This window comes from Geomonas limicola, from assembly GCF_014193675.1.
Lineage (GTDB): Bacteria > Desulfobacterota > Desulfuromonadia > Geobacterales > Geobacteraceae > Geomonas > Geomonas limicola.
In genome coordinates this window covers 16,894-30,487 of the sequence record NZ_BLXZ01000008.1, presented here as the reverse complement: position 1 = coordinate 30,487, position 13,594 = coordinate 16,894, and the positions used below count along the sequence as shown (strand labels likewise).

Sequence of the window (13,594 nt, the reverse complement as noted above, 5' to 3'; positions counted from 1 at the left end):
CTGCCACGCCGCCATATATCGAAAAAATCCCTGCAATATCGACACTATTTCCTACAGCCGTTACTATAAAATAGAACAGCACCCCTCCAGCAAAGACACAATCTCGGCACAACCCCCAAAAAAGCTTGATTTATCAATCGCTTTCAAGTATACGTGTTTTTAAAACAACGACAGCTTTCCGGAAAAGCGAGGACCAAATCATCGTTTTACGCTTTTTCAGGCAGTTACACCCAGGCCACTCCAACACAGCGGTCGACAGTCACACAGAAATCAATAAAACAGCGGTACCCGCCGATGTAATAAGAACCGATTCGCGCTCAGTGGTGTGTGCTCGCCACAGGCTTAGCAGCAAGGGCGGGAGTCGTTGACACTGTGGCAATCAGCAGTAGTGTTAGTATCTGGAAAACTCCCCCCTAAGAAGGCCGCTCTTTGTCAGTGGAAAGCGGCCTCCTGAGTGTTCCAGCCAAAGAGCAGCCAATCGGCATCATCGATCTGCAGCATGAGTACAAATCCCAGCACCGGAAACAGGAGATCACGATGAATATCCATGAGTACCAGGCCAAGGAGATTCTGAATGCCTTCGGCATTCCCATCCCGCGTGGCCGCGTGGCACTGACGGCGGACCAGGTGGAGCGTGCGGCCAAGGAGATGGGCGGGCGTTGCGTGGTGAAGGCCCAGATCTACGCGGGGGGACGCGGCAAGGCAGGCGGAGTCAAGTTGGTGCACCACCCCGAACAGGCCCAGACCCTCGCCAAGGAGCTGTTCGGCAAGTCGCTGGTCACCCCGCAGACCGGTCCGGAAGGGCTCCGGGTCAGGCGCATCCTGGTGGAGGAGGCGGTGGACATCGCGCGCGAGTTCTACCTCTCCATCACCCTGGACCGCGGCACCTCGCGCTACGTCCTGATCGCCAGCGCCGAGGGGGGGATGGACATCGAAGAGGTGGCGGCCAAGAGCCCGGAGAAGATCCAGACCCTGAACATCGATCCCTTCACGGGGCTGCGCCCCTTCCAGGCCCGCCACATCGCCCTGCAGCTGGGGCTCACCGGCAGCGTCTGCGAGGACTGCGTCACGCTCATCCTGAACCTGTACCGGGTCTGCCTCGAGAAGGACTGCGCCCTGGTGGAGATCAACCCCCTGGTGGTGACCCAGGCCGGCTGGCTCATGGCCATGGACGCCAAGATCACCTTCGACGACAACGCGATCTTTAGGCACCGCGAGTACCCGGACATGATGGACTACTCGCAGCTCGACCCCCTGGAGATCACCGCCGGCAAGTACGACCTGGCCTACATCAAGCTCACCGGCTCCATCGGTTGCCTGGTGAACGGCGCGGGACTCGCCATGGCCACCCTGGACGTCTTGAAGGAATTCGGCGGCGAGCCGGCCAACTTCCTGGACGTAGGGGGCGGGGCGACCCGCGAGAAGGTGGCCGAGGCCTTCAAGATCATCCTGCAGGACAAGGACGTGAAAGGTATCTTCGTCAACATCTTCGGCGGCATCATGCGCTGCGACGTGATCGCCCACGGCATCATCGAGGCAGCCAGCGAAGTGAACTGCACGCTCCCCATCGTGGTCCGCATGGACGGCAGCCAGGTGGAGGAAGGAAAGCGCCTCTTGACCGAGAGCGGGCTCAACGTGCAGTGCGGCGACAACCTGGGCGATGCGGCGGGCAAGATCGTGCGCATGCTGGGCTAGGCCGGGCGGACATCCACACAAGCGAACAGGAGACCTTTCATGTCCATTCTGATCAACAATAGTTCCAAGATCGTCGTACAAGGGATCACCGGCCGCAGCGGCCTGTTCCACACCCAGCAGTGCCGCGAGTACGGCAGCCACATCGTGGCCGGCGTCACCCCCGGCAAAGGCGGGATCCACATCGAAGGGATCCCGGTCTTCAACACCGTGGCCGAGGCGGTCAAGTACACCGAGGCCAACGTCTCCATGATCTTCGTACCCCCTCCGGGTGCGGCCGATGCCATCCTCGAGGCGGCCGATGCCGGGCTCGAACTGGCGGTCTGCATCACCGAGGGGATCCCGGTCCGCGACATGGTGCCGGTGAAGGGGATGATCAACCAGTCCAAGATGCGCCTGGTGGGCCCCAACTGCCCCGGCGTGATCACCCCGGGCGAGTGCAAGATCGGCATCATGCCCGGGCACATCCACAAGGCCGGCAAGATCGGGGTGGTCTCGCGCTCCGGCACCCTCACCTACGAGGCGGTCAAGCAGCTGACCGACAACGGCCTCGGCCAGTCCACCTGCGTGGGGATCGGCGGCGACCCGATCATCGGGATGAACTTCATCGACGTGTTGAGCCTCTTCAACGAGGACCCCCAGACCGAAGGTGTCTTCATGATCGGCGAGATCGGCGGTGCTGCCGAGGAGGAGGCCGCCTACTGGATCAAGAAGAACATGAAGAAACCGGTCGGTGCCTTCATCGCCGGGGTCACCGCACCTCCGGGCAAGCGCATGGGGCACGCCGGTGCCATCATCACCGGCGGCAAGGGGAAGGCCGAGGACAAGATCCGCACCCTGTCCGAGTGCGGCGTCGTCGTGGCAACGAGCCCGACCCGGATGGGCGATGCCATGCAGGAAGCCATGGCCGCCGGTACCAGGAAGAAGTCCAAGTAGTTCGCCCAAGCAGGCGGAGCCGGAGGCCCCAGGCTTCCGGCTCCGCAGACGGCAGCGCGGCCCCCACCCGGGGGCTTGGCCCCTGCCCTACCTGCAGCCCCCCGTCCACCCCTCCGCCAGTCGGGCGCTGGTCCCAGCACACATCCAAGAAGAACCACCTTAGCCGACCGCAGCATGCCTGGGGTACGGCTGCAGCCGACAGCTCGCCAGCGAGCCCGGCTCAAGGTGCATCCAGGCCCCGGAGCAGTCCGGGTCAGTCCCACCGTGGGAGCGGCTTAGGCCGCGGCGCCGGCGTCACGGCCCAGGCCCCTCCCACGGTGACCGCCTGGGAGTATCAGACTGCCTGCGATTCTTATGCATAAAGGAGGAACAACCGCCATGAGCAAGAAAACGGACGCGCTGCTGTACCACTCCACCGGCCGCAAGGGAAAGATCGAGGTCGTCCCCACCAAACCCTGCCGGACCGCCCAGGACCTCTCGCTCGCCTACTCCCCCGGGGTGGCCGAGCCCTGCCTCGCCATCGAGCAGAATCCCGATGATGCCTTCCAGTACACCGCAAAGGGGAACCTGGTTGCGGTGGTCTCCAACGGTACCGCCGTCCTGGGTCTGGGGAACATCGGGGCACTGGCCGGCAAGCCGGTCATGGAGGGGAAAGGGATCCTCTTCAAGCGCTTCGCCGACGTGGACGTCTTCGACATCGAGCTGGACAGCGAGGATCCGGACGAGATCATCCGCGCCGTACAGATGCTCGAGCCGACCTTCGGGGGGATCAACCTGGAGGACATCAAGGCGCCGGAGTGCTTCTACATCGAGGAAGAACTGAAAAAGACCATGAACATCCCGGTCTTCCACGACGACCAGCACGGTACCGCCATCATCTCGGCGGCGGGGCTCGTGAACGCGCTCGAGCTGGTGGGGAAGAAGATCGAGGACGTGCGCCTGGTCTTAAACGGCGCGGGTGCTGCTTCCATCTCGTGTGCCAACCTGGCGATTTCGCTCGGCCTTAAGCGCGAGAACCTGATCATGTGCGACACCAAGGGGGTCATCTACAAGGGGCGCACCGAGGGGATGAACAAGTACAAGGAGCTCTTCGCGCAGGACACCCCCCTGAGAACTCTGGAGGAAGCGGCAAACGGCGCAGACGTTCTCTACGGCCTCTCCGTGAAGGGGGCCTTCACCCCCGAGATGGTGCGTTCCATGGCGGCCAACCCGATCATCTTCGCCATGGCAAACCCGGATCCCGAAATCACCCCGGAGCAGGCCCACGCGGTGCGCGGCGACGTCCTCATGGCGACCGGCCGCTCAGACTACCCGAACCAGGTGAACAACGTCCTCGGTTTCCCGTTCATCTTCCGCGGGGCGCTCGACGTGCGCGCCACCGTGATCAACGAGGAGATGAAGCTCGCCGCCACCCGGGCGCTTGCCGAACTGACCCGCGAGGAGGTCCCCGACTCGGTGGCCCGGGCCTACGGCAACGTGAAGTTCAGCTTCGGCCGCGACTACATCATCCCGAAGCCGTTTGACCCGCGCGTCCTTTTGAAGGTGGCCCCCGCGGTGGCCAAGGCCGCCATGGAAACCGGCGTGGCGCGCCAGCACATCGACCTCGACAAGTACGTCGAGCAGCTCGAGGCCTTGCAGGGGCGTTCCAAAGAGACCATGCGCCTCATCATCAACAAGGCGAAGAGCGATCCCAAGCGCATCGTTTTCCCCGAGGGGGAGCATCCGAAGATCCAGCGCGCCGCCCAGACCGTGCTCGAGGAAGGGATCGGCCAGCCGATCCTGGTGGGAAACGCCCAGAAGATCACCGACGGTCTGCACGAGATAGGGATCGACCCGGGCCTGATGACCATCATCGACCCGGCAAGCTGCCCGAAGTCCGAGGAGTACGCCCAGGAGCTCTTCGAGCTCAGGCAGAGAAAGGGGCTCACCCTCTCCGAGGCCAGACGGCTCATCACCCGCAAGTCGCGGGTGCACTTCGGCTGCATGATGGTGCGCCAGGGTGACGCCGATACGCTCTTGGCCGGCATCGACGCCCACTACCCGGACACCATCCGGCCGGCGCTCGAGGTGATCGGCAAGAAAGAGGGGCTCTCCAGCGTGCACGGCCTCTACATGATGGTGCTGAAAAAGGGGATCTTCTTCCTGGCCGACACCACGGTCTGCATCGATCCGAGTTCGGAGGAATTGGCCGAGACTGCGATCCTGGCTGCCCAGACCGCCCGCATCCTGGAGATCGAGCCGCAGGTCGCCATGCTCTCCTTCGCCAACTTCGGCTCGGTGAAGCACCCGCTCGCCGCCAAGGTGCGCGAGGCGGTGCAGCTTGTGAAGGAGCGGGAGCCCGGCCTCGTCATCGACGGCGAGATGCAGGCCGACACCGCGGTGGTGGACGAGATCCTGCAGCAGAGCTACCCGTTCTCTGCGCTGAAGAGTGCCGCGAACGTGCTCATCTTCCCGGATCTCACCTCGGGGAACATCTGCTACAAGCTTTTGAGCCACCTGGGGAACGCCGACGCCATCGGCCCGATCCTCATGGGGATGAACAAGCCGGTGCACGTGCTGCAGTACGGCGACGACGTCTCCGACATCGTCAACATGGCGGCCATCGCCGTGGTGGACGCGCAGACCAGGTAAAACAGAGGGAATCCGACCCTCCCCTCGCCCTCCGGGAGAGGGGAGGGGGTGAGGGGGCGGCCGGCTCCGAAACTGCCGCCAGCAAAGAGCACTACAGAAGCAGCAGAAGCTAGGTCCGGCAAAGCCTGCGGCTCCCCCACCCCTGCCCTCTCCCAGGGGGCGAGGGAGAGCCTGCAGGAGTCCAGACGAGACAGGTACGGCAGGCCATGAAAAGAGCGAACGGGTGAGGGGTTGCTTCCACTCGCACCTTCCTGCAGCACAGAAGTCTGTGCGGAACCTCGTACCGTACCACCCTCAGCAAACTTCGGGAGAAGGCAGCAATGGGAAAGACCAAGGAACACGCCAAGCATACCGTCGTCTCGCTCAGGATCAGCGAGGACGAGAAACGCGAGCTCGAGGAGATCTCGCGCCAGAGCCGGACCTCCATCTCGGAGCTGATGCGCGAGGCGATGCAACTGTACACCGACACCACCAAGTAGGCCGTCCACCGGCTACAGGAGAAGCCCGATGCCCAGGAACATGGTAACCATCGACGGCAATACCGCCGCCGCCCACGTGGCCCACGCCACCAACGAAGTCATCGCCATCTACCCGATCACCCCCTCTTCCGTCATGGGCGAGATCTCGGACGAGAAGAGTGCCCGCGGCGAGAAGAACATCTGGGGGACCGTCCCCCTGGTGGCCGAACTGCAGTCCGAAGGGGGGGCCTCGGGCGCGGTGCACGGCGCCTTGCAGGCCGGCGCCCTCACCACCACCTTCACGGCGAGCCAGGGGCTTTTGCTGATGATCCCCAACATGTACAAGATCGCCGGCGAGCTCACCTCCACGGTGTTCCACGTCTCGGCGCGCGCCGTCGCCACCCAGGCGCTCTCCATCTTCGGGGACCACTCCGATGTTATGTCCTGCCGCTCCACCGGCTGGGCCATGCTCTGCTCCAACAACGTGCAGGAGGTGATGGACTTCGCGCTCATCGCCCAGGCCGCGACGCTTCGGAGCCGGCTCCCCTTCCTGCACTTCTTCGACGGGTTCAGGACCTCGCACGAAGTCCAGAAGGTGGAGGAGCTCTCCTTCGACGACATGCGCCAGATGATCGACGACAACCTGGTGAACGAGCACCGCGCCCGCGCCCTCACCCCGGACCGCCCGGTGCTGCGCGGCACCGCCCAGAACCCCGACGTCTACTTCCAGGCCCGCGAGACGGTGAACGCGAGCTACCCCGAGTGCCTCAAGGTGGTGCAGCAGGAGATGGACAAGTTCGCTAAACTGACCGGCCGCAAGTACAAGCCGGTGCAGTACGTGGGGGCCAAGGACGCAGAAAGGGTCATCGTGATCATGGGAAGCGGCGCCGACACCGTGCAGGAGACGGTGCAGACCCTGAGCGCCAAGGGTGAGAAGGTGGGGCTTATCAAGGTGCGCCTCTATCGCCCCTTCCCGCTCGATGCGTTCGTCAAGGCCCTTCCCTCGAGCGTCACGAAGATCGCCGTGCTGGACCGCACCAAGGAGCCGGGCTCCTTGGGCGAGCCGCTCTACCTCGACGTGCGCACCGCGATCGGCGAGGCGATGGCCGCGGGCAAGTACCGCGGCACCGGCTACCCGGTCATCGTGGGTGGGCGCTACGGCCTGGGCTCCAAGGAGTTCACCCCGGCCATGGCCAAGGCGGTCTTCGACAACCTGAAGCTGAAAAACCCGAAGAACCATTACGTGGTGGGGATCACCGAGGACCTGACTGGATCGAGCCTGGACTACAACCCGAGTTTCCGCACCCCGATGACCGAAACCTTTGAGGCGATGTTCTACGGTCTCGGTTCGGACGGCACCGTCGGGGCCAACAAGAACTCCATCAAGATCATCGGCGAGACCACCAAGAACTACGCCCAGGCCTACTTCGTCTACGACTCCAAGAAGGCCGGCACCATCACCACCTCGCACCTGAGGTTCGGGAAAAAACCGATCAACTCACCGTACCTCATCGACAACGCCGATTTCATCGCCTGCCACAACTTCACCTTCCTGGAGAAGTACGACATGCTCGAAAAGGCGAAGCCCGGCGGCACCTTCCTCTTGTGCGCCCCGTTTGCCAAGGAAGAGGTCTGGGACCGCATGCCGGTCGAGGTGCAGCAGCAGATCATCGGCAAGAAGCTCAAGTTCTTCGTGATCGATGCCATCAAGCTTGCCGAGGAGCTGGGGCTGGGCGCCCGCATCAACGTGATCATGCAGACCGCCTTCTTCAAGATCTCCGGGATCCTGCCGCTTGCCACGGCTCTCAAGGAGATCAAGGGGGCCATCAAGAAGAGCTACGGCAAGGCCGGCGACAAGGTGGTCGAGATGAACAACCGCGCCGTGGACGAGGCGCTCAAGAACATCCACGAGGTCATCGTTCCGGCGGCGGCCACCAGCAAGCTGGTCATGCCCCCGGCGGTTTCCGGCCAGGCCCCCCAGTTCGTGCAGCAGGTGACCGCCCCCATCATCGCCGGTCGCGGCGACCAGCTGCCGGTCTCGCTCATCCCGCGCGACGGCACCTTCCCGACCGCGACCTCGCAGTACGAGAAGCGCAACATCGCGGTGGAGATCCCGGTCTGGGACGAGGCGCTCTGCATCCAGTGCGGCATCTGCGCCTTCGTCTGCCCGCACGCCGCCATCCGGATGAAGGCCTATCCCGGCGAGCTCTTGGCCGGGAAGCCGGCGAGCTTCAAGTCCTGCGAGGCGAAGATCCCCGAGGTGAAGGGGATGCAGCTCACCCTGCAGGTGGCACCCGAGGACTGCACCGGCTGCGGCGCCTGCGCCTACAACTGCCCGGCCAAGGACAAGACGAACCCCGGCCACAAGGCGCTGGACATGAAGTTCCAGCCCCCGCTGCGCGCCCAGGAGGCGGCCAACTTCGACTTCTTCCTGGCACTTCCCGACCTTGACCCGGCGAGCCTCAAGCTCGACACCCTGCGCGGCAGCCAGCTGGTGCGCCCGATCTTCGAGTTCTCCGGAGCCTGCGCCGGCTGCGGCGAGACCCCGTACCTGAAGCTTCTCTCCCAGCTCTTCGGGGACCGCGCGCTCATCGCCAACGCCACCGGCTGCACCTCGATCTACGGCGGCAACCTCCCCACCACCCCGTGGGCCAAGCGCGCCGACGGTCGCGGCCCGGCCTGGTCCAACTCGCTCTTCGAGGACAACGCCGAGTTCGGCTACGGGATGCGTCTTGCGGTGGACAAGTTCACCATGTTCGCCCGCGAACTGGTGAACCAGCTCATCGAGGACCCCTCCTTTAAAGGGAGCCGCGAACTGCTGCGCGAGATAAACGGCGCCGACCAGTCCAACCAAGCCGGCATCGAGACCCAGCGCGGACGGGTGGAAAAGCTGCGCGCCCTCATCGGAACCTCGCCGGTGGAGGCCGCCCAGAAGCTCCTGCCGCTGGTCGATTACCTGGTGGAAAAATCGGTCTGGTGCGTAGGTGGCGACGGCTGGGCCTACGATATCGGCTACGGCGGCCTGGACCACGTGATCGCCTCGGGCAAGAACGTGAACCTCCTGGTGCTCGATACCGAGGTCTACTCCAACACCGGCGGCCAGGCCTCCAAGTCGACCCCGCTGGGGGCGGTGGCCCAGTTCGCCGCAGGGGGCAAGACCATGCCCAAGAAGGACCTGGGGCTCATGGCCATGTCCTACGGCAACGTCTACGTGGCGAGCGTGGCGCTCTCCAATCCGGCCCAGGTGGTCAAGGCCTTCCTGGAGGCCGAGGCCTTCGACGGTCCGTCGCTCATCATCGCCTACGCCCACTGCATCGCCCACGGCATCGACATGACCCGGGGCATCGACGAGCAGAAAAAGGCAGTCGCCTCCGGGCACTGGCCGCTCTACCGCTACAACCCGGCACTCGCCGAAGAGGGTAAGAACCCGCTGCAGCTGGACAGCAAGGCGCCCAGCATCGCCTTCGAGGAGTACGCCTACGGCGAGAACCGCTACAAGTCGATCAAGAAGCTGAACCCGGAAGTCGCCGACCGCCTGATGCAGCAGGCGAGCAAGGTGGCCAAGGCGCGCTTCGACTACTACCAGAAGCTCGCCGGGCTCGATTTCGAGTCCTAGAGGGGCCGGAGGCCCAGGCACGAACAAGGAGCCCTCCCCGAGGCGATGGGGAGGGCTCTTTTTGTGCAAACGTCGGGAGTTTCCTACTGTTTTACATAGGTAGTCAGGACGGGAAACTTGAGGCTTTTGCCTCCTCAAAACACAATTGCCGCCAATGAGTTGCAACTATTTGATATTAATTGGCAGCTATGCCATAATCCCCTATCCTGCTAGGGGTATTGCCTAGGCGTGCACCTGGCACCTGCCGCCCTTGGGATGGCCCCCCATTTTTTTCGCAGCAAAAGGATGCCATGTTCACCAGTATCAAGGCAAAGCTCGCCCTCCTTTCCGCCCTCGGTTTCCTCGCCGTGGCGCTCAGCGTCTCCCTCTCCTACTTCCTGGCCGTCAACGAGATCAAGACCATCATGAAGACCGACGTTGCCGCCGTGGCCGATGCCCTGGAGAAGAGCATCAACTACGTCGCCGCGATCAAACCCGACGCTCTCGGCGATCCCGGATTCAAGAAGTCCATCTACCAGGTGAAAATCGGCAAGAGCGGCTATCCGTTTCTGCTCGACGAGCAGGGCACCCTGGTGGTGCACTACAAGGAGGAAGGGAAGAACCTGGCCGGCCAGCCGCACATCGACTACATCCGCAGCCACCGCGGCAGCGGTTTCTACGAATACACCGCGCGGACCACGGGGCAGGACAAGATCGTCGCCTATCGCTACCTGCCGGCCTGGAAGGTCTGGGTGGTGCCGGGGGTCAACAAGGCCGACTACTTCGACCAGCTGAAGGCGAGCTTTTTGAAGTGGAACGTGGGGTGCGGCGCGGTCATCATCCTGCTCCTCTCGGTTGCCAGCCTGGTCATCAGCAGGAAGATCGCGCGCCCGGTCGAGCAGGCAGCAGCACTCGCGGACCGCCTGGCGACCGGCGACCTCACCCTGGGCCAGGAGCCGGACCAGCAGATGAGCCACGGTGAACTGGGCAGGCTCCTGGCCGCGCAAAAGGCCATGGTCACCGGGCTCAACAGCATGGTGCGCCACATCAACGCAAGCTGCCACTCGCTTTCCGACATCTCCGAGACCGTCTCCGCGTCGTCCCTGCAGGTCACCGAGGGGGCCGGCACCCAGTCCCGCGCCGTGGCCCAGGCTTCCCAGGCGGTGGAGGACATCCTCGCCTCGGTGCAGCTGGTCAGCCAGGGGATCGAGGTACTGGCCGGTTCGGCAGCCGAGACCTCGACCTCGACCCTGGAGATGCGGGCCAGCGTCGAAGAGGTCGCCCTGAACATGGAAAACCTCGCCGCCGCGGTCGAGGAGGTGAGCTCGTCGGTCACCGAGATGAGCGCCGCCGTGAAACAGATCGGCATGAGCGTACAGGGGCTCATGGACGTCTCCGCTACCACCGGCTCCTCGATCATGGAGATGGACTACTCGATTCGCCAGGTGGGCGAAAATGCCGAGAGCACCGCGCGGATCTCCCAGGAGGTCCTGGTCGAGGCGGAGGCCGGCCGGAACTCGGTGCAAGCCACCATCTCCGGTATCGAGGAAATTCGCAGCGCCTCCCAGACCACCACCGACGTCATCGAGACGCTCGCCTCCAGTGCCGCCGGGATCAGCGCCATCCTCGGGGTCATCGACGGGATCACCTCGCAGACCAACCTGCTCGCGCTGAACGCCGCCATCATCGCGGCCCAGGCGGGCGAGCACGGCAAAGGCTTCTCGGTGGTAGCCGGAGAGATCAAGCAGCTCGCCGACCAGACCAAATCCTCCACCGTCGAAATCGGCAAGGTCATCAACGACGTCCTTGATAAGACCGCGACCGCGGTCAAGACCATCCACGAGGCCCAGGCCGGCATCGATTCGGGTGCCGCGCTGTCACGCCAATCGGGGGAGGCGCTGGAGCGGATCGTGGAGCGGGTGAAGTTTTCTGCGGACCACGCGGCAGGTATCGCACGTGCCACGATCGAGCAGGGCAAGGGCGGCCAGATGATCATGAAGGCCATGGAAGACATGTCGGACATGGTGCTGCAGATCAGGAACGCGACCCGCGAGCAGGAGAAGGGGGGCGAATTGATCGTCGCCACGGTGGAGCGCATGAAGAGCCTGAACCACCAGGTGCGCAACTCGACCCGGGAGCACAACAGCGCGAGCGCGGACATCGCCCAGGCAACCGAGCGGGTCACCGCGATGGTGCAGCGGATCAAGGAGGCCTGCGTGGCGCAGCGCAGCTTCGGGGTGCGTATCGCCTCCGAGATGGAGACCATCACCCGTTCCGCCGACGGCAATCTGGCCGCCAGCACCGGTCTGAGTGAAGCGGTCCAGGGGCTCGCCGCCCAGGTAGACCTTTTGCAAAAGGAGATGGCCGCCTTCCGCACCGGTGAAGAGCAGGGGATAGAGGCAGGGATCAGGGGCTGGCAAACCTCATCTTAAACGAAAACGGTCCCAGCTCCCTGCTCCGGTTTCCCGAGGAGCAGGAGCTGGGACCTTGTTGTTCGATGGGCGGCAGCCTCGTTGGCTTCCGCGGTTTGGTAGATTACCTTACGCCGCGAATACGTTGCTGTGCGGCATGCTGCACCGCGGAGCTGTAAGAAAGGGGCGCCGTGGTTCGCGCGTACCGGTAGGAAACCAGTTGCCGAGGGGGCGCCAACCACCCGAGGAAATCATGCCCGGAGCGTACCACACTGGCCTTCGCCCGTTGCCAGTACCCCGCCAGAAGCCGGCTCACCACGATTCCTTCTACTCCCAGATCGCGCACCAAGTCGCGCAAGGTAATCAACCCTCCATATACCACCACCGCCAGAGCGCATATCAGTATCGGTTCCATCGAGTCCCCCCTTCGCCCTCAAGCAACAGGACCATATCGATCTTATTTATCCTTATACCAGATTAGCAACGCCATGCAAGCGTTTTTTATGAGGGCCGCTGGCTGTGCGATGACCATGGCCGACAGCCAAGCACCCAAGATCCTACTAACTTTTTCCTACAATGGCGAGTTCCGTTCAAGTCACAACAGCAGCTGCCGATAAGCTCATGAGAGAACCGCGGTCAGCAGCAGGGCACCCCGCCCGAGTTCCGCGCCAAAGGAGGCCGCTATATGAACCAACTCGTCAACTTCTACCTCAACATGAGCATCAGGTTCCGGCTCACCCTGCTCTGCGTCTGCTACAGCTTCTGCATCATAGCCGCGGCCCTGGCAGCGGGATTTGAGTCCGGCTTGATCCGCTACGGATCGATCGTGCTTTTCATCCTTTTGGGCGCGCTCTTTGGTGGACTCAATATCTGGTCGATCCGGGCTCCGCTGATCCGCACGGTGGGGTACCTGGAGACCATGGCCAACGGCGACCTCACCCAGCGCATCGTGATCAACCGCAACAACGAGATCAGCAAGATGCTCAGAAGCCTGCAGAACCTGCAGGAGTCGATGCGTAACATCATCTCCGGGATCCAGAGCACGGCGAACCAGCTGACCAGCGCCTCCGGCGAACTGAGTGCCACCTCCAGCAAGATAGCGGAGGGGACAGGACGGGCCTCGCAGCAGTCCGACTCCGTGTCGACGGCCGTGGTCGAGATGGCAACCGTGAGCAGCGACATCGCGCTCAGCTGCCAGAAGATGGCCGAGCGTGCCGGGAGCACCGAAAGCGCCACCCGCAAAGGGGACGAGACCATCGCTCACATGGCGGCCATCATGGGTGCCATCGAGAAGAGCGTCGTCGATACCATGGATGACGTGAAGGCGTTGGGGACCAACTCGGAGCGGATCGGTGATATCATCGTCGCGATCCAGGACATCGCCGACCAGACCAACCTTTTGGCATTGAACGCGGCCATCGAGGCGGCCCGGGCCGGCGAGCAGGGACGCGGCTTTGCGGTGGTGGCGGACGAGGTGCGCCGGCTTGCCGAGCGGACCACCACGGCGACTCGGGAGATCCAGTCCATCATCGGCGCGCTGCAGGGGGACGTGAAGAAGGTCGTCGACTCCATGGAGCGCAGTGCCGAGAGCGTGCGTACCGGCAGCGAGGACGTGCAGCACTCCAGCCAGGCCATCGCCTTCATCAAGGAGCAGATTTCGCCGCTTCTGGAGTACGTCGACCAGGTGGCAACCGCCGTCGAACAGCAGTCGGCGACCAGCGCCACCATAACCGAGAGCATGCAGCAGATCACCGGCGTGGTGCACGATGCCGCCCAGGGTGCCCACCAGTCCGAGCAGGCCGCGGCAAACCTGGCACACTCGGCACGCGATCTGAACACCGTTGTGAACCGGTTCAAACTGGTGGGGTAAG

General features: G+C 63.6%; 8 protein-coding genes. 7 read left to right on the top strand and 1 reads right to left on the bottom strand.

Annotation, left to right across the window (positions count from 1 at the left end; all coding sequences use genetic code 11):
• Positions 1 to 537 precede the first annotated feature (537 nt).
• From sucC to H7688_RS17790, 6 genes are all read left to right on the top strand, one after another.
• Positions 538 to 1,695 (top strand): ADP-forming succinate--CoA ligase subunit beta, encoded by a 1,158-nt coding sequence (gene sucC / locus H7688_RS17815; protein ID WP_183362564.1) that lies wholly within the window; start codon positions 538 to 540, stop codon positions 1,693 to 1,695.
• Between the two features lie 39 nt (positions 1,696 to 1,734).
• On the top strand, positions 1,735 to 2,628 hold the full coding sequence (sucD, locus tag H7688_RS17810) for a succinate--CoA ligase subunit alpha (RefSeq protein WP_183362563.1): 894 nt from the start codon (positions 1,735 to 1,737) through the stop codon (positions 2,626 to 2,628).
• A 378-nt stretch (positions 2,629 to 3,006) separates the two neighbouring features.
• On the top strand, positions 3,007 to 5,259 hold the full coding sequence (locus H7688_RS17805) for an NADP-dependent malic enzyme (RefSeq protein ID WP_183362562.1): 2,253 nt from the start codon (positions 3,007 to 3,009) through the stop codon (positions 5,257 to 5,259).
• A 320-nt stretch (positions 5,260 to 5,579) separates the two neighbouring features.
• The gene (locus H7688_RS17800; RefSeq protein ID WP_183353337.1) at positions 5,580 to 5,738 is read left to right on the top strand and encodes a ribbon-helix-helix protein, CopG family; all 159 of its coding nucleotides are present in this window, start codon (positions 5,580 to 5,582) and stop codon (positions 5,736 to 5,738) included.
• Positions 5,739 to 5,766: 28 nt separating this feature from the next.
• Positions 5,767 to 9,333 (top strand): pyruvate:ferredoxin (flavodoxin) oxidoreductase, encoded by a 3,567-nt coding sequence (nifJ, locus tag H7688_RS17795; RefSeq protein ID WP_183362561.1) that lies wholly within the window; start codon positions 5,767 to 5,769, stop codon positions 9,331 to 9,333.
• Between the two features lie 290 nt (positions 9,334 to 9,623).
• Positions 9,624 to 11,744, top strand: coding sequence for a methyl-accepting chemotaxis protein (locus tag H7688_RS17790; protein WP_183362560.1), 2,121 nt, complete (start codon positions 9,624 to 9,626; stop codon positions 11,742 to 11,744).
• 103 nt (positions 11,745 to 11,847) lie between these two features.
• On the opposite strand, the gene H7688_RS17785 is transcribed toward H7688_RS17790, so the two are convergent.
• The gene (locus H7688_RS17785; RefSeq protein WP_183362559.1) at positions 11,848 to 12,138 is read right to left on the bottom strand and encodes a hypothetical protein; all 291 of its coding nucleotides are present in this window, start codon (positions 12,136 to 12,138) and stop codon (positions 11,848 to 11,850) included.
• Between the two features lie 270 nt (positions 12,139 to 12,408).
• Between H7688_RS17785 and H7688_RS17780 the strand changes: the two genes are divergently transcribed.
• Positions 12,409 to 13,593 (top strand): methyl-accepting chemotaxis protein, encoded by a 1,185-nt coding sequence (locus tag H7688_RS17780; RefSeq protein ID WP_183362558.1) that lies wholly within the window; start codon positions 12,409 to 12,411, stop codon positions 13,591 to 13,593.
• The last annotated feature ends 1 nt before the right edge of the window (position 13,594 follow it).